Below are 26,481 nucleotides of genomic sequence, written 5' to 3'. Positions count from 1 at the left end.
TGGTCGCCCCGGCCGGAGCCGCCGCCCTCGCCGTCGAGATCGGCTACCACGGCGTCTACCTGGCGTTCCTCGTCGTCGCAGCGCTCTCGTGGGCCTGCGCCGCGACCTACGCGAGGACGGCCGGGCGGCCAGCCTCCTCCTGAAGGACGGGCTCGCGATCACGAGGGGAGGCGTCCGCTCGGGCGCGACCCCGGACCTCAGGACGGGGCATGGGCCAGGATCGCGGCGCGGTCGGGTTTGCCCTGCTCGGTGAGCGGGACGTCGTCGAGCGGGACGACGACCAGCGTCGCCGCGACGGCCTCGCCGTGCTCGGTGGCCACCGCGGCACGGCAGGCCGTCGGGTCCACCTCGGCCCCGGGCCACGGCTGGGCCGCCGCCAGCCGCCGGTCGTGGGCGAGGTCGGCGACGACCACGGCGTAGCGGACCGCCGGCAGGCGCATCAGCGTGTCCTCGATGCCGGTCGGGGTGACGAGCCGGCCGTCGACGACCGCACAGTCGGCGGCGCGCCCCAGGATGTGCAGGTGGCCGTCGGCGCCGAGGCGGCCGAGGTCGCCGGTGCGGTACCAGCCGTCGACGAAGTGCTCGGCCTCCTCCTCGGGACGGTTGCGGTAGCCGTGGGCCATGGCGGGCGAGCGGACCTCGATCCTGCCGAAGCCGGGGTCGAGCGCGCCGTCGTCGCGGCGGAACCGGACCTCGACGCCCGGCACGATCCGTCCCGCGCTCGTCGCGCGCTCCGGGTCGTCCGGGTCCTGCTCGGCCGGGCGCAGGGAGCTGACGATGCCCATCTCGCTGGCCCCGTAGGTGTGCTGGATGACCGGGCCGAGCCGCTCCTGCGCCCGGCGTCGCAGGGCGGGCGGCGCGGAGGCGCCGATGTGCGTGAGCGTCTGCAGGGTGGACAGGTCCCGGCGGGCGACGTCGGGGTGGTCCATGAGCGCGACCAGCTGGGGCTCGACGAGGAACAGGTCGGTGATCCGGTCGGCCTCGATCTGTGCGAGCAGCGCAGCGGGCTCGGAGTCGTCGCGCAGCACGACCGTGCCGCCGCCGATGATCGTCTGCGCGACGAGGACCTGCGTCAGGAAGGCCTCCGCGCCCGACGCGAGCTGGCGGCGCTGCGGCCGGTGCGGGGTGGCGACCGACGCGGCCCAGGCGGCCGCGTTGCGGACGCTCGCCTTCGGGATGCCCGTCGTCCCTCCCGAGGAGATCACCGTGCCCAGGTCGCTCGGCCGCGACCGCGACACGAACGGTTCGGACGACTGCGCGGCCGCGAGCTCGTCGAGACGCAGTCCCACGCCCTCGACCGACCCGACCGCGGCCACGGGCGCCGTGGTCTCCGGCAGCCAGTGCGCGGTCTGCGGGAACACCACGACCAGCGCCGGGTCGATCTGCTCGAGCTGACGCCGGCGACGCTCCGCCCCCGGAGGCGCGGACAGGTACACCGCCCCGGCATCGACGAGGTGCGTCGCGTAGCGCACCGCCAGCGGATCGGGGCGATTCGGCGCGTACTGCGCCACCAGGTCCCCGGTCCCGATCCCCAGCCCGTCCAGCGCCCGCGCGTAGCGGTGGATCGCGGCGACGAGCTCGGCGCCCGTCGTCTCGCCCTCGGGATGGCGCAGGACGACGCGGTCGTCCGCGGCTGACAACGCCGCCACGATCTGCTCGACGGACGGGTGCACGTCGGAGTGCCTCGGAGTGGTCGCCGGGGTCGTCGTGCGCGTCGCCGCGTCGGTCACGCTTCGTACCGTGCCGTGGGTGGTGGCAGGCATCCATCAGCCGTTCAGGTGAGGAGCAATGCCCCGCATGCCCCCCGGGAGCCCGCGGAGCACCAGACCGACGGCGTTTCAGCGACTCGAGGAGCTGGTGGAGACGAAGGGAATCGAACCCTCAACCCCCGCCTTGCAAAGGCGGTGCTCTGCCAATTGAGCTACGTCCCCGGGGTGCGGGGTCTAGCCGGTGCGGGTCGCCTCGCGCCAGACCTCCGCGGTCGGGCGTTCCTGGCGCCGCCGCACGAGGTGGGCCACCCCGAACGCCGCCGCCAGCAGCACGACCAGCTTCGTCACGTGTCCCACGCTAGCAGCCGCACCGCGCCCTCGACGGCGGCCGCGAACCCGGCCGGATCCTCGACGTAGCCGAGGTGGCCGCCCGGCACCTCGAGCGGGGTGAGGCCGAGCTCGTCGGCGAGGACGAGGTTCGGCCGGCTCGCGAGCTGGCCTTCCTCGCGCGACTCCCGACCGACCGCGAGGACTAGCCGCGCCGCGTGCTCGCGCAGCACGGCGAGGTCGATCTCGTGCACCGGGTAGGGGCCGTACTCGTGCTCGAACCAGAAGGCGTTGTTGGCCGGCCAGCGCTCCCGCATCGCGACGAACCCGGGTGGGACCGCCGCGGGTTCCTCGCCCGCCGGCGGCCGGCGCGCGCCGACGCCGGTGATCTCACCGAACTCGGCCATCGCGGCCCGGGCGCCCTCGCGGCGGAAGGTGGCGTAGGCCGCGTCGAAGCGGGCGACGAGCGCGTCCCGGTCGGGGAGCAGGCCGACCAGCGGCGGCTCGTGCGCGACGGCGACGCGCACCAGGTCGGGGCGTCGCACGAGGAGCTCGAGGGTGACGATCGCGCCCGAGCTGCTGCCGAGCACCACTGCCGGACCGCCGTGGCGCTCGATCAGCAGGGCCAGGTCCTCGACGTCGTCACCCAGCTTGTCGGGACCCACATCGCCGTCGACCGGGCTGCGCACGAACCCGCGGCGGACGTAGGTCAGCACGGTCCAGTGCGACGCGAGCAGGTCGGCGAGCGGCCCGAACACCGTCGGGTCGCCGTTGCCGCCCACCACGCACACCAGCAGCGGCCCGGAGCCCCGCACCTCGGTGTGCAGCCGCGCCCCGGGCACGGCGACCTCCTCGACGGTCGTCACCGGTTCACCGTAGGACCGGATCCCCCGCCTCGACGACGGTGCTTTCCTGCCAGTGGACGCGAGCAACGCCGCCCCGCGTGCGATAGGACTCGACCGGAGACGACGACGTCGGCGCGGGAGGACCCATGGCGCACGCCTACGTGGTGGGCACGTTCGACACGAAGGGCGACGAGCTGCGCTACGTCGCCGAGCTGATCCGGGACACGGGTCACGACGTGACCACCGTCGACGTCGGGACCTCCGACGCCACGGCCCGCCGGGCCGACGTCGTCGCCGCCGACGTCGCGGGACCGGAGGCCTTCACCGGGGACCGCGGCACCTCGGTCGCCGCGATGGCCGAGGCGCTGGCGCGATGGCTCCCGAGGCGTGACGACCTCGACGGCGTCATCGCGCTCGGGGGCTCCGGGGGTACCGCACTCGTCACGCCCGCGCTGCAGCGCCTCGCCGTCGGGACCCCGAAGATCGTGGTCTCGACGGTCGCCTCGGGCGACGTCGCGCCCTACGTCGGGTCCAGCGACATCGCGCTCATGTACTCGGTCACCGACGTCGCCGGGCTCAACCGCATCAGCCGTGTGGTGCTCGCGAACGCCGCGCACGCCCTCGCCGGTGCGCTCTCCGGCCCGCGTCCGGCCGTCGGCGAGGACCGGCCGGCCCTGGGTCTGACGATGTTCGGGGTGACCACGCCCTGCGTCACGGCGGTCACCGAGGCGCTGCACGACGAGTTCGACTGCCTCGTCTTCCACGCCACCGGGACCGGGGGGCGGGCCATGGAGAAGCTCGTCGACGACGGCCTGGTGTCGGCGGTGTGCGACGTGTCCACCACCGAGATCGCCGACCTCGTGGCCGGCGGCGTCATGGCCGCCACCCGGGACCGCCTCGGGGCGATCGCCCGCCGACGGGTGCCGTGGGTGGGCAGCGTCGGAGCCCTCGACATGGTCAACTTCGGGGCGCCCGACACCGTGCCGGAGCGCTACCGCGACCGGCTCTTCTACGAGCACAACCCGCAGGTGACCCTCATGCGCACGACGCCCGACGAGTGCCGGGGCGCCGCGGCGTTCCTCGCCCGGGGCCTCAACGCCTGCGAGGGGCCGGTGCGCCTGGTGGTACCGCTCCGCGGGGTCTCGGCGCTCGACGTCGAGGGCGGCCCGTTCGCGGACCCGGCCGCCACCGAGGCCCTCGTCGAGACACTGCGCGCCGAGCTGGTGACCACCGAGCAGCGGCGGCTGATCGAGACCGACCTGCACGTGAACGACCCGGAGTTCGCGGCACGACTCGTGGCGGAACTGGGGGCCATCTCCCAGTGACAGCGCACCGGCTGAGAGGAGTTCCGATGGGGACGGACGAACGGGCGGCTGCCCCGGGCCGCGCCGAGATCGTGGCGCGCCTGCGCGAGAAGGTGGCGCGTGGCGAACCGATCGTCGGTGGCGGTGCGGGCACCGGATTGTCGGCGCGATGTGAAGAGGCCGGCGGCATCGACCTCATCGTCATCTACAACTCCGGCCGCTATCGCATGGCCGGCCGGGGATCGCTGGCCGGACTGCTCGCGTACGGCAACGCCAACGACATCGTGGTCGAGATGGCCCGCGAGGTCCTCCCGGTGGTCCGGCACACGCCCGTGCTCGCGGGCGTCAACGGCACCGACCCGTTCCTGTTGCGCGACCGATTCCTGCGCGAGCTGCGCGACCTCGGATTCGCCGGCATCCAGAACTTCCCGACGGTCGGGCTCATCGACGGCGTCTTCCGGGCCAATCTCGAGCAGACCGGCATGGGCTTCGCGCACGAGGTCGACCTCGTCGCCGCCGCGCGGGAGGCCGATCTGCTCACCACGCCGTACGTGTTCTCCGCGGGCGACGCCCGCGCGATGACCGAGGCCGGCGCGGACGTCGTCGTGTGCCACATGGGCCTGACGACCGGCGGCTCGATCGGCGCGGAGACCGCGAAGACGCTCGACGACTGCGTCGCGCTCGTCGACGAGTGGTCCGCCGCGGCCCGCGAGGTCCGCGACGACGTCCTGGTGCTGGTCCACGGCGGGCCGGTGTCCGCTCCGGACGACGCCGCGTACGTCCTGGGCCGGGCGCACACCTGTCACGGGTTCTACGGCGCCAGCAGCATGGAGCGCCTGCCCACCGAGGAGGCGCTGACCGCCCGCACCCGCGAGTTCACGCAGATCCGACCGAGCACGACGAAGGAGTCCTGACATGCCCGAGGCCTTCGCCTCCGCGATCATCCCCGCCGACGCCGCCGCCGTGTGGGCGGTCGTGCGGGACTTCAACGGCATCCCGCGCTGGCACCCGGCGATCGAGTCGAGCGAGCTCGAGACCCCGGGCGATTCCGTCGGCGCCGTCCGCCACCTGACCCTCGGGGACGGGGGCGAGGTCCGCGAGGTCCTCGCCGCGCTCGACGACACCACGCGGACGCTGGTCTACGAGATCCTGACGTCGCCGTTCCCGGTCCGCCTCTACCGCTCGACGATGCGCGTGGTCCCGGTGACGGCGACCGGCGAATCGCTCGTCGAGTGGGGAGTCGTCTTCGACTGTGACGCCGACGACGCGGAGCGACTCGTGGAGTTCTTCGGCGAGGGTGTGTTCGGGGGCGGACTGACCGGTCTCGGCGCCCATTTCTCGGCCACCGTCGGGTGATGTCCGGCCCGGTGCTCGCGCTCTGCGGATTCGCTGATAATGTGAAAGGACCCGGAAGCGATTCCGGGCGCAATTCCCCCCGCGAACCGAGGAGTACGCCGGATGGCCCAGAAGACCGTCGTCACGTTGGTGGACGACCTGACCGGCGAGGAGTCCGAGGACATCACCACCGTCGAGTTCGCGCTCGACGGTGTGACCTACGAGATCGACCTCGACGAGAAGAACAGTGCAGAACTGCGTGACTCGCTCGCGCAGTACGTCGCGTCGGCCCGGCGCACGGGGGGACGTCGCGGCGCGTCGTCCGGCCGCCGCCGTTCCGGTGGTGCCGGGACCGGAACGCCGCGAGCCACCTCGCCCGGCGGGTACGACCGCGAGACCTCCAAGCAGATCCGCGAGTGGGCCCGTGGCGAGGGCTTCGAGGTCTCCGACCGCGGCCGGGTACCCAACAACGTCGTGGAGGCCTGGGAGTCCCGCGGCAAGAACGGGGCCACCGCCGCCGCGTTCTCGGGCTGACGCACCCACCCGCACGACGACGGCCCCGGAGCGTGGTGCTCCGGGGCCGTTCGTCGTGGAGGGGTCCGTGACCGGTGGGCCCAGCTGGATTTGAACCAGCGACCTCGTCGTTATCAGCGACGCGCTCTAACCAACTGAGCTATGGGCCCCCGCGCGGTGGCGGCGTCCAGATTACCGGAGGGTGGCCACCCGGCGCGCCACCGGGGGTGCTGATCAGTCTCGATGGTCGAGCTCCCCTATCGGCGTGCTCCCCTGAACGCGTCGTCTCAGTCCCGATGGTCGGGCTCCGCTCCGCTTCGTCTCAGTCCCGATGGTCGAGCTCCGCTCCGCTTCGTCTCAGTCCCGCTCGGAGAGCGTCACCTCGATGCCCCCGGCGACGTCTGCGGAGATGTTGTAGATGAACGCCGAGACGCTGGCGATCGCGGTGAACAGGATCGTGTTCACCACGCCGACGATCGCGGCGACCCCAAACACCCCGCCCGCGGTGATGAGCTGCCCGCCGCCGCCGGCGTCCGAGGTGAGGTCCTGGTAGGTGCCGTTCAGCTGCGCCCACACGCCCATGCCGTCGAGCACGGCGTAGAGCACACCGACCGCGAACATCCAGACGAAGAACAGCGCGACGCCCAGCACCAGCGCGAGCTTGAGCACCGACCAGGGGTCGAAGCGCTTGACCTGCAGGCTCGCGCGCCTCGGCACCTTCCCCCGCGGGGACCGCCGGGCCGTCGGCACGTCCTCCTCGATGTCCTCGAGCTCCGGCTCGGGCTCGGACCGCTCGCCCACCCGCATCCCGAGCTGCTCCGGGGAGAGCTGGTTGGTCGGGGCGTCGATGAGGGCGGTGTTCGACCGGCGCTGCTGCCCCGGGGCGGGCGTCGGCCCGCTCGGGGGCGGTCCGGGCCGCTGGCCACCGGGAGCGGGGAACGGACCGCTCGGTGGCGGCCCCGACGGCGACGGCCGGGGCGTCCCGGCCGCGGGCGTCGGCGGACGCTGTCCACCCGGGCCGGGGCTCGGCCGGCTGCGCTGCTCACCCTCGGACGAACCGGCTCCCGACTCAGCACGGGAGCTCGATTCGCTGCGCGTCCCCGCGCGCTGCCACGGCGGGGGCGGCCCCCCGGCCGCCTGGTCCGCGGAGCGGCCGCCCCCGTCGGAGGAGCGGGACGGCCCGTCCTCCGACGTCGCGGGCGTCGTCACCACCGTGTCCGCGGCGGTGTCGCCGCCCGCGCCCGTCGCGGCGTCGGCGCCGGTCCGGCCGCTCTCGCGACCGTCGTTCTCGTCCGGTGTCGCAGTGCTCACGGTGCTCGTCTCGTCGTCGGGTACGGGTGCCCCGGGTTCCGTCCCGGGACGTGGTCACCGATCACAGGAGCGTGTCGGGCGCCTGGTCCGGGCCGCCGGCGTCCGGGTCGGCCGAGCTCTCGGCGTTGCGGGCCACCGCGAGCAGCGTGCCATCGTCGCCGAGGTTCATCAGCCGCACGCCCTTGGTCTGGCGTCCGGCCTTGCGGACCTCCCGGGCGGTCGTGCGGATGACCCCACCGCTGGCGGTGATCGCGTACAGCTCGTCCTCCAGCTCGACGATCAGGGCACCGACCAGGGTTCCGCGACGGCGGTCGTACTGCAGCGTCAGCACGCCCTTCCCGCCCCGACCCTGCACCGGGTAGTCCTCGATCGGCGTGCGCTTGGCGTACCCGCCACTGGTCGCGACCAACAGGAACGTCCCGGCGCGCACCACGCCGAGGGAGAGCAGCGTGTCCCCGGAGTTGAACCGCATGCCGGTGACGCCCGAGGTGGCGCGGCCCATCGGGCGCAGCGCCTCGTCGGTGGCCGAGAACCGGATCGACTGGCCCTCGGCGGACACGAGCAGCAGGTCGTCGTCGCCCGAGCACAGCACGGCGCCGACGAGCTCGTCGCCCTCCCGCAGGTTGATGCCGATCAGGCCGCCGGAGCGGTTGGAGTCGAAGTCGGTCAACCGCGACTTCTTCACCAGGCCGCTGCGGGTGGCGAGCACCAGGTACGGCGCGGCCGTGTAGTCCTGGATCTGCATGACCTGCGCGATGTCCTCGTCCGGCTGGAACGCGAGGAGGTTCGCCACGTGCTGGCCCCGGGCGTTGCGGCTGGCCTCGGGCAGCTCGTAGGCCTTGGCGCGGTACACCCGGCCCTTGTTGGTGAAGAACAGCAGCCAGTCGTGCGTGGAGCAGACGAAGAAGTGGGCGACGATGTCGTCCTGCTTGAGCGTCGCGCCCTGCACGCCGCGCCCGCCGCGCTTCTGGGCGCGGTAGAGGTCGGTCTTGGTGCGCTTCGCGTAGCCGGTGCGGGTGATCGTCACGACGACGTCCTCGACGGCGATGAGGTCCGCGTCGGCGACCTCGCCGTCGTACCCCATGAGCCTGGTCTTCCGGTCATCGCCGTACTTCTCGACGATGTCCGCGAGCTCGTCGCGGACGATCTGCCGCTGCCGCTCCGGCCGGTCGAGGATGTCCTGGAGGTCGCGGATCGTGTCCTCGATCTCGGCCAGCTCGTCGATGATCTTCTGGCGCTCGAGGGCGGCCAGGCGACGCAGCTGCATGTCGAGGATGGCCTGCGCCTGGATGTCGTCGATCTCGAGGAGCTCGATGAGGCCGGTGCGGGCGACGTCGACCGTCTGCGAGGCGCGGATCAGGGCGATGACCTCGTCGAGCGCGTCGAGCGCCTTGACCAGACCGCGCAGGATGTGGGCCCGCTCCTCGGCCTTGCGCAGCCGGTAGCGGGTCCGCCGGACGATGACCTCGATCTGGTGGCGGATCCAGTGCCGGATCAGCTGGTCCAGCCGCAGCGTCCGCGGTACGCCGTCGACGATCGTCAGCATGTTGACGCCGAAGCCGTACTGCAGCTGCGTGTGCTTGTAGAGGTTGTTCAGCACCACCTTGGCCACCGCGTCGCGGCGCAGGGTGATGACGATGCGGCGGCCGACCCGGTCGCTGGACTCGTCGTTGATCTCCGCGATGCCGTGGAGCCGGCCCTCGCGGACCATCGTCGCGATCGACTCGATGAGGTGGTCCGGGTTGACCTGGTAGGGCAGCTCGGTGACGACGAGGGTCGTGCGGCCCTTGGTGTCCTCCTCGACCTCGACGACGGCGCGCATCCGGATCGAGCCGCGGCCGGTCCGGTAGGCCGACTCGATGCCGTCGTTGCCGACGACCAGGCCCGCCGTCGGGAAGTCCGGGCCCTTGATGCGCGCCATCAGCGCCTCGAGGGTCTCCTCCTCCGAGGCGTCCGGGTGGTCGAGCGCCCAGGTGGCGCCCTCGGCGACCTCGCGCAGGTTGTGCGGCGGGATGTTGGTCGCCATACCGACCGCGATGCCGGCGCTGCCGTTGATCAGCAGGTTCGGGACGCGACCCGGGAGGACGGCCGGCTCCTGGGTGCGGCCGTCGTAGTTGTCGACGAAGTTGACGGTCTCCTCGTCGATGTCGGCGAGCATCGACATCGCAAGGGGCGTCAGCCGGCATTCGGTGTAACGCATTGCGGCAGCTGGGTCATTGCCCGGCGAGCCGAAGTTGCCCTGCCCGTCGATCAGCGGGTAACGCATCGACCAGGGCTGGGCCAGCCGCACGAGGGCGTCGTAGATCGCCGAGTCGCCGTGCGGGTGGTAGTTGCCCATGACGTCGCCGACGACGCGGGCGCACTTGACGTAGCTGCGGTCCGGGCGGAAGCCGGAGTCGTACATCGAGTAGAGGACCCGACGGTGGACCGGCTTGAGACCGTCCTCCACCAGCGGCAGGGCGCGCCCCACGATCACGCTCATCGCGTAGTCGATGTAGGAGCGCTGCATCTCCTGCTGGATGTCGACCGGCTCGATCCGGTCACCCGAACCCGGAGGCAGCGTCGTCTCGGTCACGCTCGGATCAACTCCACTCTGGGTCCACTCCACTCCTGGGCGCCCCGGCCCGCGGCCGGTCACCGCGTCCAACGCATCAGGGCTCGCCCATCCCGCCGGGCGGGCGACGCGCACGCCACCCCCGTCCCGACCTCCTGATTCTACCGGTCACACCGACGATCACCGTGGCTCCCCCGCGGTGTTCGTGCCGGTCAGATGCGGTTCGGGGACCGTCGGGGGCGGGTGGGTCAGCGCGGGAGGAAGATCACGTTGCGCCGGCCGTCGTCGGGTCGGCGCGGGACCCAGCCGCGGGCGCGGTCCCAGGTCCGCGCCACGTAGCCGTCGACCTCGAGCTCGCCCACGACCCGCGCCACGGTCGTGCCGAAACGGGCGAGGTGGCGGTCCTCGAGCTCGAGTATGAGCGCCGGCCGGAACGCGGCCAGGGTCCCGGCCGCGCCCCGGAGCAGGCGGGCCTCCGCACCCTCGATGTCGACCTTCACCAGATCGAGGCGTTCGAGCCCCAGCGCGGCGACGAGGTCGTCGACGGTGGTCACGGCGACGGGCACGTCCTCGTGCCGCGCGAACTCGGCGTTCGAGCCGAGCCCGTCCGCACCCGTGGTCAGGAACGCCCGGCCGTGCACGGGCATCAGGCGCCGCCGCGGCAGCGCGAGGACGCCACCGCCGGCGGCCGCGCCGAGCGCGGTGCGGTGCACGGTGACGTTCCCGGCGCGCAGCAGCCGGCGGGTGGCGTCGACGAACGACGAGGGTCCGGGCTGGGGCTCGACGGCGTGGACGTGTCCCGTCGGGCCGACCAGTCCGGCGAGCGCCCACGTGTAGAGCCCGTACTCGGCGCCGACGTCGAGGCAGACCGCGCCCGGTCGGACGTGCTCGGCGAGACCGGCGACCTCGTCCTCGAGGAACCAGGTGTGCGGCGCGGCCGCCCGCAGCACCCGGCCCAGCGACCCGGCCCGTGTGGTCCCGGCCCTCGACTCCACCACCTGATCCACCGGCGCTGCCTCTCGACGGCCGCCCGGCGGGGCACCGGGCGCGCGCGGGGAGAGTAGTGGGCTGCGCCGTAGGCCCGAACGACCGCCCGGGGCGGGCGTCGTTTCCCGTGGAACGACGCCCGCGACCGGGCCGGCGGGTCAGATGTCGAGGAAGCGGACGTCCTTGGCGTTGCGGGTGATGAACGAGCGGCGCGACTCCACGTCCTCGCCCATGAGCACGCTGAACAGCTCGTCCGCGGTGGCGGCGTCGTCGAGCGTCACCTGCATCATCTGGCGCGTCGTGGGATCCATCGTCGTCTCCCAGAGCTCCTTGGCGTTCATCTCGCCGAGGCCCTTGTAGCGCTGGATGCCCTCGTCCTTGTTGATCTTCTTGCCGGCGGCGCGCCCGACCTCGAGCAGCCCGTCACGCTCGCGGTCGGAGTACGCGAACTCCGGCTCGGCACCGCGTCCGCTCCACTTGATCTTGTAGAGCGGCGGCATCGCCAGGAACACGTGCCCGTTCTCGACCAGCGGGCGCATGAAGCGGAACAGCAACGTGAGCAGCAGCGTCCGGATGTGCTGGCCGTCCACGTCGGCGTCGGCCATCAGCACGATCTTGTGGTAGCGCAGCTTCGACAGGTCGAACTCGTCGTGGATGCCGGTGCCCAGCGCGGTGATGATCGACTGGACCTCGTTGTTCTTGAGGACGCGGTCGATGCGGGCCTTCTCGACGTTGATGATCTTGCCGCGGATCGGCAGGATCGCCTGGAACATCGAGTCGCGCCCGGACTTCGCCGAGCCACCCGCGGAGTCGCCCTCGACGATGTAGACCTCGGTGCGCGTCGGGTCGTTCGACCGGCAGTCGGCGAGCTTGCCGGGGAGACCGCCGAGGTCGCCCGCGGTCTTGCGCCGCACGAGCTCGCGGGCCTTGCGGGCGGCCATGCGCGCCTGGGCCGAGCCGACCGCCTTGTTGATGATCGTCTTGGCCTCGTTGGGGTTGCGCTCGAACCAGTCGGAGAGCCACTCGTTGCAGACGCGCTGGACGAACGACTTCACCTCGGTGTTGCCGAGCTTGGTCTTCGTCTGGCCCTCGAACTGCGGCTCGGCGACCTTGACCGAGACGATCGCGGCGAGCCCCTCGCGGATGTCGTCGCCGGTCAGCGCCGGGTCCTTGTCCTTGATGAGCTTCTTGTCGCGGGCGTAGCGGTTGACCGTGGTGGTCAGCGCGGAGCGGAAGCCCTCCTCGTGGGTGCCGCCCTCGGTGGTGTTGATCGTGTTGCAGAACGTGTAGACCGACTCCGAGTAGCCGGAGTTCCACTGCATCGCGACCTCGACCTGGTGGCCGGTGCCCTCCGCCTGGAACGCCACCGGCTTCTTGTGGATCGGGTCCTTCGCGTGGTTGATGTGCGCGACGAAGTCCTCGAGACCGCCCGGGTAGTGGAAGGTCCGCTCCTTGACCTTCGCGACGTAGCCCTCGGCGTCCGGCGCGTCGTCGACCGCGTCGCCCTCGCCGTCGCTGCCCTCGGGCTTGCGCTCGTCGCGCAGCACGATCGTCAGGCCCTTGTTGAGGAAGGCCATCTCCTGGAGGCGACGCGAGATCGTCTCCAGGTTGTAGGTGGTGGTCTCGAAGATGTTCGGGTCGGCCCAGAAGGTGATCGACGTCCCGGTCTTGCGGGTCTTGCCGGCCTGGGTGAGCGGCCCGGGGACCGAGTGGTCGTAGTGCTGGGTCCAGATCTGGCCGTCGCGGTGGATCTCGACATCGAGCGCCGTGGAGAGGGCGTTGACGACGCTGATGCCGACACCGTGCAGACCGCCCGACACCGCGTACGACTTGTCGTCGAACTTGCCGCCGGCGTGGAGCATGGTCATGACCATCTCGACGGCGGGCTTCTTCTCCACCGGGTGCTCGTCGACCGGGATACCGCGCCCGTCGTCGACCACGGCGATGCCGCCGTCGGCCTGCATCGTCACCGTGACGGTCGAGGCGTAGCCCGCCATCGCCTCGTCGACCGAGTTGTCGACGGCCTCCCAGATGAGGTGGTGCAGGCCGCGCTCGCCCGTGGACCCGATGTACATGCCGGGCCGCTTGCGGACCGCCTCGAGGCCCTCGAGGACGGTGATGGACGACGCGCTGTAGTCGTTGTTCTTCTTCGCGGCAGCCACGGGCGTCTATGTCTCCCTACCTGAGCGGTCGGTGCGCCCCCCGGAGGGCACCGCGGCGCCGACCGTGTCGCACTACACCTCCCATTCTACTGGTCGGTCTCCGTCAGAAGGGGCCGGTCCGCCTGTTGAGCGCGTCGCAGAGCGCCTGGCGCGACCACGGGAGGGTCCGACCGCCCGGGCCGGGGCTCGTCGGCGTCCTGGGCGCGGAGAGCGGGCGCTCAGCCGTACGTGTCGCGCGGCCCGCGGCCGGACACGTGCCGCGGGCCGCGGCGCCAGCTCGGCGCCGACGGTCCGTGGATGCGCATCTTGGTGACGACGCCGTGGCCGAGCCCCGCTGCGATGCCGGCGAGGAGCTGGCGCTGGAGCAGCCGCAGCTGGGTGGCCCAGGCGGTGGAGTCGGCCTGCACGGTGAGCTCGCCGGCGTGCAGAGCCGTCGGGGTGGCGTGCTCGGCGACCTCCGGTCCGACGAGGTCGGCCCACCGCCCGAAGACCGAGCCGTTCGCGAGCTTGGGCGCCCAGCCGCGCTGGGCGGACAGCCGCGAGGCGACCCGGCCGAGCATCTGGGGGTCACGGTCGTCGGCGCCCGATCCCGACCAGCCCCGCCGCCGCCGGCGTGTCCCGTCGCCCGGCACGCCCCGCCGGATCGCACGTCCGGCCGCGCCGGGGGCGGCGCCGCCCCGCTCGGCACGGCGGGCCCGGGCGGCCTCGAGGGCGGCCCGGGCGATGTCCGCGCCGTGCACCCCGGCGCCCGGGTCCCCGCTGTCGTGGCTCGCCGACGACCCGGTCGAGCCGGGCTCCACCGGGGCCCCGGGAGCACCCTCGGTGTCCGCCCGGCGGCCGGCCGTGTCGCCGCGCGGGCCGAGCCGCGCGGGTGGCAGGACCACCGCGTCGCGGTCCGTGCCCGGGATGTGGACGGCATCGCCGGGAGGGCGTCGCAGGTCAGCACCCGGATCCGGGCGGCCGGCGCCGCCGCGTTCGGGGCTGCGGCGAGGGTTGTCCACAGCATCCACAGGCTTGTCCCCAGATCCCGGACCTTCTTCACCGATTCGGCTCACCAGCGGACACCCCGATCGTTCGTCACGAGGCCACCTGGTCACGCACCGTGCCGTCCTCGACCACGAAGCGTGCACCCCGGAGGCCCGCCGGGACGTCGTCGTCGACCGCAGCCGTCACGAGGACCTGCTCGGCCCGGGCCGCCGTCCGGGCGAGCGCGTCGCGACGACGGGCGTCGAGCTCGGCGAAGACGTCGTCGAGGATCAGCACCGGCTCGCTACCCTCCGAGCGCAGCAGCTCGAAGCCCCCGAGGCGCAGCGCGAGCGCCAGCGCCCACGACTCCCCGTGGCTCGCGTACCCCTTCGCCGGCCCGTCGCCGAGGGTGAGCTCGAGGTCGTCGCGATGCGGGCCCACGAGGCACACCCCCCGGTCGATCTCCTGGTCGCGCCGCCGCCCGATCTCCGCCAGCAGCGTCTCCTCCACCTGCTCGGCGAGCGCGGCGTGGTCGGGGCCGCCGGTGACGTCGTCGGGCAGGGCCGCAGTGGCGGCGTCGTCGGGGGCCGGGTGGCCCAGCGCGTCCACCGCCTCCACCCGGGACCGGTAGCGCGCCCCCACCGGCACCGACTCCGGGGCGACGTCGGCGTAGGCCGAGGTGACGTGCGGGGCGAGGGCGCGGGTCAGGAGGATGCGCGCGGCCACCAGGGACGCGCCGGTGCGGGCCAGGTGGGCGTCCCAGACCTCGAGCGTCCCGGCCTCCCGGGCGCCCCTCGCCGAGCGCGCCGACTTGAGCAGGGCCGAGCGCTGCCGCAGCACCTTGTCGTACTCGCTGCGCGCGCCGGCCCACCGCGGAGCCCGGGCCACGAGGAGGTCGTCGAGGAACGCGCGACGCTCCCCGGGGTCCCCGCGCACCAGCGCGAGGTCCTCGGGGGCGAACACCACGGTGCGCACGATGCCGAGGATCTCCCGCGGGCGCGGCACCGGCGAACGGTTCACCCGGGCCCGGTTGGCCTTTCCCGGCTGGATCTCGACCTGGACGGTGAGCTCACGGCCCTCGTTGACCGCGGTCGCCCGGATCACCGCGGCCGACGCGCCTCGCCGGACCAGCGGCGCGTCGGAGGAGACCCGGTGCGACGACAGCGTCGCGAGGTACCCGACGGCCTCGACGAGGTTGGTCTTGCCCTGCCCGTTGGCCCCGACGAGGACCGTGACCCCCGGTTCGAGGTGCAGGTCGGCCTGCGGCCAGGAGCGGAAGTCGGTGACCGACAGCTCCCTCACGTACATGGGGTCGTCTAGCCGCCCGTCGGCGGCTCGTTGGCGGCCTCGCCCGCCTTGCGGGTGGCGTGGCCGCCGAACTGGGCCCGGAGCGCGGCGACCGCCTTCATCGCGGGCGAGTCCGTCTGCCGGGAGGCGAACCGCGCGAACAGCGCCGCCGAGATCACCGGGAGCGGCACCGCGTGCACGATGGCCTCGTCGACGGTCCACCGACCCTCGCCGGAGTCCTCGGCGTAGCCGGTGATCTCGTCGAGGTGCGGGTCGGCCTCGAGGGCGCGGACCATGAGGTCCAGCAGCCAGCTCCGGACGACGGTGCCACGGCTCCAGGCCTTCATCACCGCGCCGACGTCGGTCACGGGGCCGCCGGCCGAGAGCAGCTCGTACCCCTCGGCGTAGGCCTGCATGAGGCCGTACTCGACCCCGTTGTGGACCATCTTGGCGTAGTGCCCGGCCCCGACCGGGCCGGCGTGGGCGAACCCCTCCTCGCGCGGGCCTTCGGGGCGCAGCGCGTCGAAGACCGGCATGAGCCGCTCGATGTCGGCGTCGGCGCCGCCGGCCATGAGCCCGTAGCCCTCGGTGCGCCCCCAGACCCCGCCGGAGACGCCACAGTCGGCGTAGTGGACCCCGTGCCCGGAGAGCAGCTCCGCGTGCACCGTGTCGTCGGTGAAGCGGCTGTTGCCGCCGTCGACCACCAGGTCGCCCTCCTCGAGGAGGTCGGCCAGGCTGCGCACTGTCGAGTGCGTCGCCTCGCCCGAGGGCACCATCAACCACACGGTCCGCGGCGCGGTGAGCGCCTTGACGAGCTCGTCGAGCGACTGCACGTCCCCGGATCCGTCGTTGGCGTACCCGACGACCTCGTGCCCGGCGGCGCGGAGCCGCTCGGCCATGTTGCCGCCCATCCGGCCGAGCCCGACCATCCCCAGCTGCACCGCGATCGCTCCCTCGTCCGCTACCGGTCTGTCCGTGCTCCGGCCCGTCGGTGCGGGCCGGTCTCTTCCTACCCGCTGCCCGCCCCCGTGATCACGCGTCCGGCCGCGGGCTCGGCGATCAGCCGGGCAGCCGGACCGGCATCAGCAGGTACAGGTACCCCGGCCGCGGCTCCGGCAGGTCGGCGTCCCCGCCCGGGCCGGGCTCGACGGCGGTCGTCGACGCGTCCTGCGCGTCGACCTCCCCCTCGGCCGTCGCGGCCGTGTCCTCGCCGGGCGACGACGCCGGGCGCAGCAGCGCGGGCCGGCTCGGGGTGGTGAACGACAGGTGGGCGGCCTCGGAGCCGAGGGCCCCGAGCCCGTCGAGCAGGTAGCCGGGGTTGAAGGCGATGGTCAGCGGCTCGCCCGCGAACGAGCACGGCAGCTCCTCCTCGGCGCTGCCCTCGTCGTCACCGCCCGCGGTCAGGCGCAGCGAGCCCTCCTCGAACTCGAGCCGCACCTGGGTGCCGCGCTCGGCCACGAGCGAGACGCGCTTGATGGCCTCGACCAGCGGAGCGATCTCCACGACCGCCGCCGACGTGTGCTCCTTGGGCAGCAGCTGGCGGTAGCGGGGGAACTCGGCGTCGAGGAGCCGGGTGGTGGAACGGCGGCCGCCGCCCGCGAGTCCCAGCAGTCCGTCGCCGCGGCCGAGCGCCAGGGCGACCTTCGAGCCCGCCGTGGTGAGCGTCTTCGCGGCCTCGGAGAGCGTGCGGGCCGGCGCGAGGATGGCCGTGGGCCCGCCCTCACCCGCGACCGGGCCGTTCTCGCCGGGCTCCCAGGTGAACTCCCGGACCGCGAGCCGGAAGCGGTCGGTCGCGGCCATCGTCAGCGACGAGCCGTCGATCTCGACCCGGATCCCGGTGAGCATCGGCAGCGTGTCGTCCCGGCCGGCGGCCACGGCGACCTGCGAGACCGCCCGCGCGAAGACGTCCGGGGCGAGCTCGCCGACGACGGGCGGCATCTCGGGCAGCTGCGGGTAGTCCTCGGCGGACATGGTGGGGAGGCTGAACCGGGCGTTGCCACAGATCAGGGAGGCGCGGGGACCTTCGACGGTGAGATCGACCGGGTGCGGCGGCAGCGACCGCGTGATGTCGGCGAGCAGCCGGCCCGAGACGAGCGCGCGGCCACCGTCGCCGATCATCGCCGGCACCTCGACCCGGGCGGAGACCTCGTAGTCGAACCCCGAGACCGTCAGCGTCCCCTCGTCGGCCGCATCGAGCAGGACGCCCCCGAGCACCGGTACGGGCGCCCGGCTGGGCAGGCTGCGCGCAACGAAGGCCACCGCGTCGGCGAAGGCGTCGCGCTCCACGCGGAACTTCATCGCTGTCCTCCAGGGTCCGAGCACGCCGCGATCCGGGCAGGACCGGGCAGATGGTCACGGTAGAGCGTGACAGGGGGGTCCGACACTCCGGCCCTGTGCAGATCGAGGGGTTCCGGCGCTCCCCAACCCTGGTCTTCTGTAGTTCCTCGAAGAGAAGAAGAACAGTAGTGACAGTAGGTCCTGTGGGCGCTGTGGAGCACCGGTGTCGTCGCAGGTGGGGCGGCCGACGGTGGTGTGGAGCGGAGCGGGTGGGTGGTCCCCGGATCCGGGGACCGATCGGCGTGGGGGGTGGACAGCGGCCGGGCGATCCGTCCCGTCCCGGCTCCGTCCACGAGGCCGTGCCCGATTATCCACAGACTTGTCCCCAGCTGTGGGTCGATCGGGAGTCGAACGACTGCGGAGCGCGACCGCGACGCGGTGGACGGATCACGCGGCGCGGGGATCGGGCCGGCGGTCCTGCCGATCGGGTTCCGCGACGTCCGTGTGGCGACGCCGTACGGGGCGATGGTGACGGTGCGTACAGATTCTGCCGATGATCGCCACCGGCTGTGACGGCGTGGCGGGTTGCGACGGCGTCTGCGGGGCTCGGCCAAGGGCGGGCAGGGCCCCGCCAGGAGTGCGGGGACTCGGCTCATCCCCGCGCGCGCTGCTTGATCCGGGCGGTGAGCTCCTGGACCTGCTCGTAGGTCCGGCGCCGCTCGGCCATCTCCTTGCGAATCTTCTTGTCCGCGTGCATCACCGTGGTGTGGTCGCGGTTGCCGAACGTCTGACCGATGCGCGGCAGCGAGAGGTCGGTGAGCTCGCGGCAGAGGTACATCGCGATCTGGCGCGCGAGGGCCAGCGCCTTGGTCTTGCCGGGGCCGGTGAGGTCGTCGATGGAGACGTCGTAGAACTCGGCCGTCACCGCCATGATCGTCGGCGCGGTGATCTCCGACTGGCGCGAGTCGGGAATGAGGTCGCGCAGGACGATCTCGGCGAGCTGGAGGTCGATCGGCTGCCGGTTGAGCGAGGCGAACGCCGTGACACGGATGAGGGCGCCCTCGAGCTCGCGGATGTTGCGCTCGATCCGGTCCGCGATGAACTCGAGCACCTCGGGCGGCGCCGCCATCCGCTCGCCGGCCGCCTTCTTGCGCAGGATCGCGATGCGGGTCTCGAGCTCGGGCGGCTGGATGTCGGTGATCAGCCCCCACTCGAATCGGGTGCGGAGGCGGTCCTCGAGGGTCTCCAGCCGCTTGGGCGGGCGGTCGGAGGAGACGACGATCTGCTTGTTCGCGTTGTGGAGGGTGTTGAAGGTGTGGAAGAACTCCTCCTGGGTCCCCTCCTTGCCCTCCAGGAACTGGATGTCGTCCACCAGCAGCACGTCGACGTCGCGGTAGCGGCGCTGGAAGGCGATCTTGCGGTCGTCGCGCAGCGAGTTGATGAAGTCGTTCGTGAACTCCTCGGTGGACACGTAGCGCACCCGCATCCCCGAGAAGAGGCGCTGGGCGTAGTGCCCGACGGCGTGGAGCAGGTGCGTCTTGCCCAGCCCGGAGTCGCCCCAGACGAACAGCGGGTTGTAGGCCCGCGCGGGCGCCTCGGCGACGGCGACGGCGGCCGCGTGCGCGAACCGGTTCGAGGCGCCGATGACGAACGTGTCGAACAGGTACTTCTCGTTGAGCCGCGTCTGGGAGCGGGGAGCGCCGCGGGAGTCGGCCCCGGGGGGCGCTTCGCCGTCGGCGCGCCCGGTCATGCCGCTGCGCCCGGGTGGGCTCCAGATCTCGTGCACCGCGGCGAGGCCCTCGCGGACCTCGTCGACCTCCTCCTCGGGGTGGGCACGGTCCGGGTTGTGGGTGACGCGCCCGACGCCCGGGGCCGCCGCGATCGCGTCGTCGCGGTGGGACCGCTGCCGGTCGGGCACCGAGCTCGTGAGGTAGCCCGTATCGGGGCCGCCGTCGTCGAAGCGGCGGCCGTCGAAGGCCGGCGCGGCGTAGCCGTCGCCCCCGGCCGCGACGGCCGGCTCCGCGGCCGAGCCGGGCAGCCGCGGCAGCGGGGAGGTCTCCGGCCCGGCCACCGAGGCGCCGTCGGTCGCGGCGCGGACGCTGTGGTCCACCCGGACCGCGAGCTGGACCGGCCGGCCGAGGTGGCGGGACAGCGCGTCGACGATCGGGTCCCGCAGGGCCCGCTCGATGGCCTCCTTGGCGAACTCGCTCGGCGCCGCGAGGAGCGCGGTGTCGTCGAGCAGCCCGAGCGGCCGCGTGACACGCACCCAGGCCCGCTGCTGCGCGGACAGCGCCGGGCTGTCCGGGCTGCCCGCCGTGAGCTCGGAGACCACGCGGGTCCACGTCTCGTCGAGGTCGGAGAGCTGGTCCGACATACCGACCTCCTCCGTCCCGACCCTGCGCACCCGGACCCCCGGCAGCCCGTGCGTCGCGCCCGTGGGCGCAAGGATCCACAGGGTTGTCCACAACTGTGCACGATGCGCACGAGCGATGACGGTGCGGGCCCCGCCCCCGGGGTCCGTACCGAGTATCCCGCGTGCGGCGGTCCCCTCTGCCTCCGCGCCCCGCGACGTCGGCGTCCGCCGAGGTTCCCGACCACGGGAACGACCGACGCACCCCGGCGGTTCCGGCCGACGGTTATACGGGGTGCGAGACGCTAACAAGGCGCCGCGCCGGGCCACAACCTCCCGCGGGGCCCGACCCGGGCCCTGCGCCGGGGCGACGCCCTGGTCCGCAGCGGGGCCGACGTCGGAGGCCGGCGGGGGACTCGGCTACGCTGGGGAGGACCGGATCCGGGTCCGCCCGACGCCCAGGCACGTCCTGGGCCCGTCGGCGTGCGCCCGGCACACCCGCGCTCCCCCAGCCGGGGTGAGCTGACGCAGGAGTTCTCAGTCGTGGCCAAGGGCAAGCGCACGTTCCAGCCGAACAACCGTCGTCGGTCGAAGACCCACGGCTTCCGGCTGCGGATGAGCACGCGCGCCGGTCGCGCCGTGCTGGCGAACCGCCGCCGCAAGGGCCGCGGCGCCCTGAGCGCCTGACGGGCCGCGCGCCCGTCAGCGCCGGCGCCGCGACCGTGCTGCCCCGCCCGCACCGCGTCCGCCGTCCCGACGACTTCCGACGCATCCTCCGTCGCGGTCGGAAGGCCGGACGGCGCTTGGTGTCGGTCCATGCGCTGACCGGTGACGACGGCGGCCGGCGCGCCGGCTTCGTCGTCGGGCGCTCCGTGGGGGGCTCGGTCGAGCGCCACCGCGTGACGCGCCGGCTGCGGCACCTCGTCGCCGACCGGCTCGAGATGCTGCCGGAGGGCACGGCCCTGGTGGTCCGGGCGCACCCGGCCGCCGCCGGCGCGACCGGCGGTGAGCTCGCCGCCGACCTCGACGCCGCGCTCCGGCGGCTCGGTGTCCTCCCGGGACCGCGGGCCTTGGAGCCCGCCACCCCGCCCGACCGGAGCCGGTAGGGCCGCCCCGGTGGCCGTGACCATCGCCCGCCCGGGCGCGGACGACGTTCGCCCTCCCGCTCCGCCGCGGGCACCATGGTCGGGAGAACCGGTCGCGCGAGCCCGGGACGGACGCCGCGAGCCGGCGGACCGGGCGGCGCGGTTCCACGGGAAACCGACGGGAGTGGGCGACGTGGTGGGCACGGCGACATCGCAGGTGGCGGCCGAGCCGCGGCCCGGCGCCGCGGCCCGGCTGGTGATCGCGCTCCTCGGCTTCTACCGGCGCTGGATCTCGCCGATGTTCCTCCCCCACTGCCGCTTCCACCCGACCTGCAGCGCGTACGCCGTCGAGGCGGTCCGGGTGCACGGCGTCCTGTACGGCACCGGCCTCGCCCTGGTGCGCCTGCTCAAGTGCGCACCCTGGCACCCTGGCGGCCTGGACCCGGTCCCTCCGCGCCGCAGCCGGCGACCCGATCGTGACCCACCCGGGGCGGGTGGCCCGCCCGCCGACCCGACGGACCGCACCGCCCCCCGGGGAGCCGCAGCCCCCACCAGCGAGGAGCAAGCGTCGTGCTGAACTTCATCTACTACCCGGTGTCGGCCATCCTGTGGTTCTGGCACAAGGTGTTCGGCTTCGCGCTGGGTGCCGACAACGGGTTCGCCTGGGCGCTCTCGGTCATCTTCCTCGTCTTCACGCTGCGCGCGCTGCTGTTCAAGCCGTTCGTCAGCCAGGTCCGCTCGATGCGGAAGATGCAGGAGTTCCAGCCGCAGATCAAGAAGCTGCAGGAGAAGTACAAGAGCGACAAGCAGAAGCTCGCGGAGGAGATGCAGAAGCTCCAGAAGGAGCACGGCGTCAACCCGCTGGGCGGCTGTCTGCCCGTCCTCGTCCAGCTCCCGGTCTTCATCGGCCTGTTCCACGTGCTGCGGGGCTTCCAGCCGGACTATCCGTACAACTACGTCTTCAGCCGGGCCGACGTCGTCTCGTTCAACAACGCCAGCATTCTCGGCGTCAAGCTCTCCCAGGCGATCTTCGGGGGCGCCCAGGAGCTCGGTCACTTCTCACTGAACTTCTCGAGCTTCAACGCCGAGGTCGTCCCCGTCGCGTTGCCGCTGATGATCATCGCGAGCGTCGCCACACACTTCACGGCGCGCATCTCGGCCCAGCACCAGTCGCCGACGTCCGCGGCGAACCCGCAGGCCGCGATCATGCAGAAGCTCACGATGTGGCTGTTCCCGGTCGGCGTCCTGGTCTTCGGTGCCTTCTTCCCGATCGCGATCCTGCTGTACTGGCTGGCCAACAACTCGTGGACCCTGACCCAGCAGTGGTACGTCTACGGGCGGATCGCCCGCGAGGAGGCGGAGCGTCGCGCGGAGGCGGCCGAGCAGCGGGACCTGCTGGCTCCGAAGCCGGGCCAGAAGCCCAAGCGCGACGGCGCCCGCGCCGCCACGGCCGAGCTGGCCGAGTTGGCCGAGCCGGCCGACGACGAGCCGCAGGACGCCCCGTCGACGCCCGCGCCCACGAACGGGGCGGGCCCGAAGAGTCCGGCACCCGGGGCGAAGCCCCAGCCCGGGGCACGGCCCACGACGGGCAAGAGCAGCGGCCGCGCCGCGCCCGGCAAGGTCGGGTCGCCGGGCACGAAGAACGGCTCGGGCAAGAACGGCGCCCGGTCCGGCCAGCAGCTGGCCTCGTCGGGACGCCCCGGCGGTGGCAAGAAGTCGAAGAAGCGACGGTGAGACCCGGACGGTCCCTCTCCCCCCAGGCGGGACCGGCCCCCGGGGGCGTGCGCGCCCCGACCCCAGCCACCCGGACCGTCGTCCCTCGACCGTCGAGGATCGGTGGTGCGGGACCCGGAGGGCCGCCCCGCGGCCCGGCGAGAGGAGACATGCCGTGTCCGAGACCCTGCAGTCGGACGGTCGCGCCGACGACGCCGCGCCGGCGGAGGAGACCGAGGGCGTCGGCCAGGACGTCCTGGTACGGGAGGGGGACATCGCCGGGGACTACCTCGAGCGCCTCCTCGACATCCTGGACTTCGACGGCGACATCGACCTCGACGTCGAGGCCGGCCGCGCCGTGGTGAGCATCGACGGGGGCAAGGACCTCGAGAAGCTCGTCGGGCAGCGCGGCGACGTCCTGGAGGCGCTGCAGGAACTCACGCGGCTCGCGGTGCAGCATTCGACCGGCACCCGGAACCGCCTCATGCTCGACATCGCGGGATGGCGCTCGAACCGGCGCAGTGAGCTGTCCGAGCTCGGACGGCGGGCCGCGCAGGAGGTCAAGGAGAGCGGCGAGAGCCAGAAGCTGCGGCCGATGACCCCGTTCGAGCGGAAGATCGTCCACGACGCCGTCGCGGGCGTGGACGGCGTGCACAGCGAGAGCGAGGGCGAGGAGCCGCGCCGACGCGTGGTCGTCCTCCCCGGACGCTGAGTCGTGGTCGGCACGACGGGACGTGCCCGTGTTCCACGTGGAACACGGGCGGCGGCGCGCCCGGAGGCGCGACGACGGGGGCGGTGGGCGTGACCGTGGGCGGGCCCGGCCACGCGCCGGCGTCCGGTGCACCGGGGGACGAGCCCTCGGCGCCCGACGCCACCGAGACCACCGACCCCGGCGGGAACGGCCTCGTCGACGACGCGACGGTGGCCGAGCCGACACCCGAGGCGGTCGAGCTCTTCGGGGACGCGCTCCCCCGGGCCCGGCGCTACGCGGAACTGCTCGCCGGCCCGGGCCGGGACCAGGGGGTCATCGGCCCGCGGGAGATCCCGCGGCTCTGGGACCGCCACCTGGTGAACTCCGCCTACGTGGGGCGGGTGGTCCCCGAGGGGTCGACGGTCCTCGACATCGGCTCCGGGGCGGGGCTGCCCGGCATCCCGCTCGCCCTGTCCCGGCCGGACCTCTCCGTGACCCTCCTCGAGCCGATGGCCCGCCGGGTCGCCTGGCTGGAGGAGGTGGTCGCCGCCCTGGGGCTCGACGTCACGGTGCGCCGGGGCCGGGCCGAGGAGCGCGAGACCCGCCGGGCGTGCGGCGAGTCGGACGTGGTGACGGCGCGGGCCGTGGCGCCGATCGGGCGGCTCGCGACGTGGGCGATGCCCCTCGTCCGGCCGGGTGGGAGACTCGCGGCGCTCAAGGGCGCGAGCGCGCACGACGAGGTGCGGCGCGACGCGGACGATCTCCACGCCGCCGGGGCCGCCGAGATCGAGGTCGTGAGTTGCGGCGCGGGAGACGCCACGACGCACATCGTGGTGGTACATCGAAACGAGCGACGGAGCGCGGCCGGCTCGGGCCCCGGCGCGGGTCGGCGCGGTCGTGGGAGGAAGGATCGATCCTCGTGACCGAAGGACATGACGGCGTTCCACGTGAAACGCGGCGCAGCGCCGACCGGCCGAGCGCGGAGAAGGTGCGCGAAGCGGTCAGCGAGGCCGTGTCGACGGTGGGGGCCGGCGTGCTCGGGGCCGGCGAGGTCATCTACGGCGACGGCGGCGGGATGACGCCGATCGCCGAGGAGGCCGCCCGGGCCGCCCGGGTGCTCCACCCCGAGGACCACCGGATGCCGCGGCCGGCCCGTCGTCGGATCATCACGGTCGCGAACCAGAAGGGCGGCGTCGGCAAGACGACGAGCACCGTCAACCTGGCCGCCGCCCTCGCGCTGCACGGCGCCCGGGTCCTCGTCGTCGACCTCGACCCGCAGGGCAATGCGAGCACCGCGCTCGGGGTCGACCACCGCAGCGGGGTGCCCTCGATCTACGAGGTGCTCATCGGGGAGATGACCCTCGACCAGGCCGCGCAGGTCTGCGACCGCTCCCAGGACCTGCTCTGCGTGCCCGCGACGATCGACCTCGCCGGCGCCGAGATCGAGCTCGTCTCGATGATGAACCGGGAGTCCCGGCTCCGGCAGGCGCTCTCGACCGAGGCGCTCGACCGGCTCGACGTCGACTACGTCCTCGTCGACTGCCCGCCCTCGCTCGGGCTGCTCACGTTGAACGCCATGGTCGCGGCGCCCGAGGTCCTCATCCCGATCCAGTGTGAGTACTACGCGCTGGAGGGGCTCTCCCAGCTGCTGAGCAACATCGGCCTCGTGCAGTCGCACCTCAACCCGTCGCTGCACGTCTCGACGATCCTGCTGACGATGTACGACGGCCGCACCAAGCTCGCCGACCAGGTCACGCACGAGGTCCGCAGCCACTTCGGCGACCTGGTGCTGCGCACGGTGATCCCCCGCAGCGTCAAGGTCAGCGAGGCGCCCGGGTTCGGCCAGACCGTGCTGACCTACGACCCGGGCTCCCGGGGCGCGATGAGCTATCTCGACGCGGCCCGTGAGTTCGCCATGCGCGCCGCGGTCGCGGAGCGACGGACGGAATCGGCCGCTGCGAGCACCACGGGGGACCACGGATGACCGAACGTCGAGGCGGCCTCGGCCGCGGGCTCGCCGCGCTGATCCCGACCGGGCCGCCCGACGCGCCCGAGTCCCCCGCCGTCCGCCCCGGCGTCGGCAGCCGCGCGGCGGACGTCGTCATCGGGCAGCGCACCCCGGCGGCGGTCCCGGAGCCCACGACGGCGGCCGACGGGCGCGCCGCCGACGCCGGCGCGGTGGCCGGCGCCGTCTACCGCGAGGTCCGGGTGGACGGCATCCGGGCCAACCCGCGCCAGCCGCGCACCGTCTTCGACGAGGAGGCGCTCGCGGAGCTCGAGCACTCCGTGCGCGAGTTCGGGCTGCTCCAGCCGATCGTCGTGCGGGAGCTCGAGGAGCCGATCCCCCGCGGCGGTGCCACCGCCGACGTCACCCACGAGCTCGTCATGGGCGAGCGCCGCTGGCGCGCCGCCGAGCGCGCCGGCCTCACCCACATCCCGGCGATCGTCCGACGCACCGCCGACGACGACCTGCTGCGCGACGCGCTCCTCGAGAACATCCACCGGGTCCAGCTCAACCCGCTCGAGGAGGCGGCCGCCTACCAGCAGCTGCTCACCGAGTTCGACGTGACGCACGAGCAGCTCGCCGACCGGATCGGCCGCAGCAGGCCGGCGATCACCAACACCATCCGGCTGCTGCGCCTGCCCGTCGCGGTCCAGCGCCGCGTGGCCGCCGGGGTGCTCTCGGCGGGGCACGCCCGGGCGCTCCTCGGCGTCGAGGACACCGGCACGCAGGAGGAGCTCGCCGCGCGCATCGTCGCCGAAGGCATGTCCGTGCGTGCCGCGGAGGAGGCGGTGACCCTCGCGCGGGGGGAGAAGGAACCGTCCGCGGCGAAGCGCCGCACCCCCCCGCGCCGGCCGCTGCACGCACCGGGCCTCCAGGATCTCGCCGAGCGGCTCTCCGACGCCTACGACACAAGCGTCAAGGTCGAGCTGGGGCAGCGCAAGGGCCGGATCGTCGTCGAGTTCGGATCCGTCGAGGATCTGGAGCGCATCGCCCGTCTGATGGGTCCGGAGGGCTCCTCGGGCCCGTCACCCTCGGCGTGATCCACGAAGCCGTCAGCGGC

24 protein-coding genes and 2 tRNA genes are annotated in these 26,481 nt (G+C 73.4%); 12 read left to right on the top strand and 14 right to left on the bottom strand.

Annotation, left to right across the window (positions count from 1 at the left end; genetic code table 11):
* Window positions 1-197 precede the first annotated feature (197 nt).
* The 4 genes from VGH76_RS06365 to VGH76_RS06350 form a co-directional block, all read right to left on the bottom strand.
* Window positions 198-1,730 (bottom strand): class I adenylate-forming enzyme family protein, encoded by a 1,533-nt coding sequence (locus VGH76_RS06365; RefSeq protein ID WP_331555775.1) that lies wholly within the window; start codon window positions 1,728-1,730, stop codon window positions 198-200.
* A gap of 125 nt (window positions 1,731-1,855) precedes the next feature.
* Window positions 1,856-1,931: transfer RNA gene (locus VGH76_RS06360), tRNA-Ala, on the bottom strand.
* Between the two features lie 12 nt (window positions 1,932-1,943).
* Entirely contained in the window at window positions 1,944-2,057 is a 114-nt protein-coding gene (locus VGH76_RS06355; RefSeq protein WP_331555773.1) for a DLW-39 family protein, read from the bottom strand.
* Window positions 2,054-2,902 (bottom strand): alpha/beta hydrolase, encoded by an 849-nt coding sequence (locus tag VGH76_RS06350; protein WP_331555772.1) that lies wholly within the window; start codon window positions 2,900-2,902, stop codon window positions 2,054-2,056. Before VGH76_RS06350 ends, VGH76_RS06355 begins: the two co-directional genes overlap by 4 nt.
* 125 nt (window positions 2,903-3,027) lie before the next feature.
* Here VGH76_RS06350 and VGH76_RS06345 point away from each other — a divergent pair, with 125 nt between their 5' ends.
* The 4 genes from VGH76_RS06345 (at window position 3,028) to VGH76_RS06330 (ending at window position 6,054) form a co-directional block, all read left to right on the top strand.
* Window positions 3,028-4,206, top strand: a complete 1,179-nt coding sequence (locus tag VGH76_RS06345) for a Tm-1-like ATP-binding domain-containing protein (protein ID WP_331555771.1) — start codon at window positions 3,028-3,030, stop codon at window positions 4,204-4,206.
* Between the two features lie 26 nt (window positions 4,207-4,232).
* Window positions 4,233-5,099, top strand: coding sequence for a phosphoenolpyruvate hydrolase family protein (locus tag VGH76_RS06340; protein ID WP_331555770.1), 867 nt, complete (start codon window positions 4,233-4,235; stop codon window positions 5,097-5,099).
* 1 nt (window position 5,100) lies between these two features.
* Complete coding sequence (locus VGH76_RS06335) at window positions 5,101-5,541, top strand: SRPBCC family protein (RefSeq protein ID WP_331555769.1); 441 nt, start codon at window positions 5,101-5,103, stop codon at window positions 5,539-5,541.
* Between the two features lie 102 nt (window positions 5,542-5,643).
* Window positions 5,644-6,054, top strand: a complete 411-nt coding sequence (locus tag VGH76_RS06330; protein ID WP_331555768.1) for an Lsr2 family protein — start codon at window positions 5,644-5,646, stop codon at window positions 6,052-6,054.
* Between the two features lie 75 nt (window positions 6,055-6,129).
* On the opposite strand, the gene VGH76_RS06325 is transcribed toward VGH76_RS06330, so the two are convergent.
* From VGH76_RS06325 to dnaA, 10 genes are all read right to left on the bottom strand, one after another.
* A tRNA-Ile gene (locus VGH76_RS06325) sits at window positions 6,130-6,203 on the bottom strand.
* Window positions 6,204-6,390: 187 nt separating this feature from the next.
* Window positions 6,391-7,344: a DUF3566 domain-containing protein gene (locus VGH76_RS27930; protein ID WP_414637680.1), complete on the bottom strand. Its 954-nt coding sequence runs from the start codon at window positions 7,342-7,344 to the stop codon at window positions 6,391-6,393.
* A gap of 61 nt (window positions 7,345-7,405) precedes the next feature.
* Entirely contained in the window at window positions 7,406-9,919 is a 2,514-nt protein-coding gene (gene gyrA / locus VGH76_RS06315; RefSeq protein ID WP_331555767.1) for a DNA gyrase subunit A, read from the bottom strand.
* A gap of 227 nt (window positions 9,920-10,146) precedes the next feature.
* Complete coding sequence (locus VGH76_RS06310) at window positions 10,147-10,905, bottom strand: FkbM family methyltransferase (RefSeq protein ID WP_331555766.1); 759 nt, start codon at window positions 10,903-10,905, stop codon at window positions 10,147-10,149.
* Window positions 10,906-11,043: 138 nt separating this feature from the next.
* The gene (gyrB, locus tag VGH76_RS06305; protein ID WP_331555765.1) at window positions 11,044-13,047 is read right to left on the bottom strand and encodes a DNA topoisomerase (ATP-hydrolyzing) subunit B; all 2,004 of its coding nucleotides are present in this window, start codon (window positions 13,045-13,047) and stop codon (window positions 11,044-11,046) included.
* Window positions 13,048-13,265: 218 nt separating this feature from the next.
* Window positions 13,266-13,931 carry a DUF721 domain-containing protein gene (locus tag VGH76_RS06300; RefSeq protein WP_414637679.1) on the bottom strand — a complete coding sequence of 222 codons (666 nt, stop codon included), beginning with the start codon at window positions 13,929-13,931 and terminating at the stop codon, window positions 13,266-13,268.
* A 193-nt stretch (window positions 13,932-14,124) separates the two neighbouring features.
* Window positions 14,125-15,321 (bottom strand): DNA replication/repair protein RecF, encoded by a 1,197-nt coding sequence (gene recF, locus VGH76_RS06295; RefSeq protein WP_331555764.1) that lies wholly within the window; start codon window positions 15,319-15,321, stop codon window positions 14,125-14,127.
* An 8-nt stretch (window positions 15,322-15,329) separates the two neighbouring features.
* A complete protein-coding gene (gene gnd / locus VGH76_RS06290) occupies window positions 15,330-16,241 on the bottom strand; it encodes a phosphogluconate dehydrogenase (NAD(+)-dependent, decarboxylating) (RefSeq protein ID WP_331555763.1) in 912 nt (303 codons plus the stop codon).
* 118 nt (window positions 16,242-16,359) lie between these two features.
* Entirely contained in the window at window positions 16,360-17,598 is a 1,239-nt protein-coding gene (dnaN, locus tag VGH76_RS06285) for a DNA polymerase III subunit beta (RefSeq protein WP_331555761.1), read from the bottom strand.
* A gap of 631 nt (window positions 17,599-18,229) precedes the next feature.
* Window positions 18,230-19,951: a chromosomal replication initiator protein DnaA gene (dnaA, locus tag VGH76_RS06280; RefSeq protein ID WP_331555760.1), complete on the bottom strand. Its 1,722-nt coding sequence runs from the start codon at window positions 19,949-19,951 to the stop codon at window positions 18,230-18,232.
* Window positions 19,952-20,470: 519 nt separating this feature from the next.
* On the opposite strand from dnaA, the gene rpmH reads away from it, so the two are divergent.
* The 8 genes from rpmH to VGH76_RS06240 all read left to right on the top strand — a co-directional run bounded on the left by rpmH (window position 20,471) and on the right by VGH76_RS06240 (window position 26,461).
* The gene (gene rpmH / locus VGH76_RS06275) at window positions 20,471-20,614 is read left to right on the top strand and encodes a 50S ribosomal protein L34 (RefSeq protein WP_331555759.1); all 144 of its coding nucleotides are present in this window, start codon (window positions 20,471-20,473) and stop codon (window positions 20,612-20,614) included.
* Window positions 20,615-20,649: 35 nt separating this feature from the next.
* Window positions 20,650-21,033: a ribonuclease P protein component gene (gene rnpA / locus VGH76_RS06270; RefSeq protein WP_331555758.1), complete on the top strand. Its 384-nt coding sequence runs from the start codon at window positions 20,650-20,652 to the stop codon at window positions 21,031-21,033.
* A 175-nt stretch (window positions 21,034-21,208) separates the two neighbouring features.
* Complete coding sequence (yidD, locus tag VGH76_RS06265) at window positions 21,209-21,589, top strand: membrane protein insertion efficiency factor YidD (RefSeq protein WP_331555757.1); 381 nt, start codon at window positions 21,209-21,211, stop codon at window positions 21,587-21,589.
* Window positions 21,583-22,746: a membrane protein insertase YidC gene (gene yidC / locus VGH76_RS06260; RefSeq protein ID WP_331555756.1), complete on the top strand. Its 1,164-nt coding sequence runs from the start codon at window positions 21,583-21,585 to the stop codon at window positions 22,744-22,746. The genes yidD and yidC overlap by 7 nt, the downstream gene beginning before the upstream one ends.
* 154 nt (window positions 22,747-22,900) lie before the next feature.
* Entirely contained in the window at window positions 22,901-23,437 is a 537-nt protein-coding gene (locus tag VGH76_RS06255) for a protein jag (protein WP_331555755.1), read from the top strand.
* Window positions 23,438-23,646: 209 nt separating this feature from the next.
* On the top strand, window positions 23,647-24,339 hold the full coding sequence (rsmG, locus tag VGH76_RS06250; protein ID WP_331555777.1) for a 16S rRNA (guanine(527)-N(7))-methyltransferase RsmG: 693 nt from the start codon (window positions 23,647-23,649) through the stop codon (window positions 24,337-24,339).
* A 152-nt stretch (window positions 24,340-24,491) separates the two neighbouring features.
* Window positions 24,492-25,400, top strand: a complete 909-nt coding sequence (locus VGH76_RS06245) for a ParA family protein (protein ID WP_331555776.1) — start codon at window positions 24,492-24,494, stop codon at window positions 25,398-25,400.
* Window positions 25,397-26,461 carry a ParB/RepB/Spo0J family partition protein gene (locus VGH76_RS06240; RefSeq protein ID WP_331555754.1) on the top strand — a complete coding sequence of 355 codons (1,065 nt, stop codon included), beginning with the start codon at window positions 25,397-25,399 and terminating at the stop codon, window positions 26,459-26,461. Before VGH76_RS06245 ends, VGH76_RS06240 begins: the two co-directional genes overlap by 4 nt.
* The last annotated feature ends 20 nt before the right edge of the window (window positions 26,462-26,481 follow it).

The organism is Actinomycetospora sp. (assembly GCF_036497585.1).
In the GTDB taxonomy this organism is placed as follows: domain Bacteria; phylum Actinomycetota; class Actinomycetes; order Mycobacteriales; family Pseudonocardiaceae; genus Actinomycetospora.
This window is presented reverse-complemented; position numbering and strand designations above follow the sequence as displayed.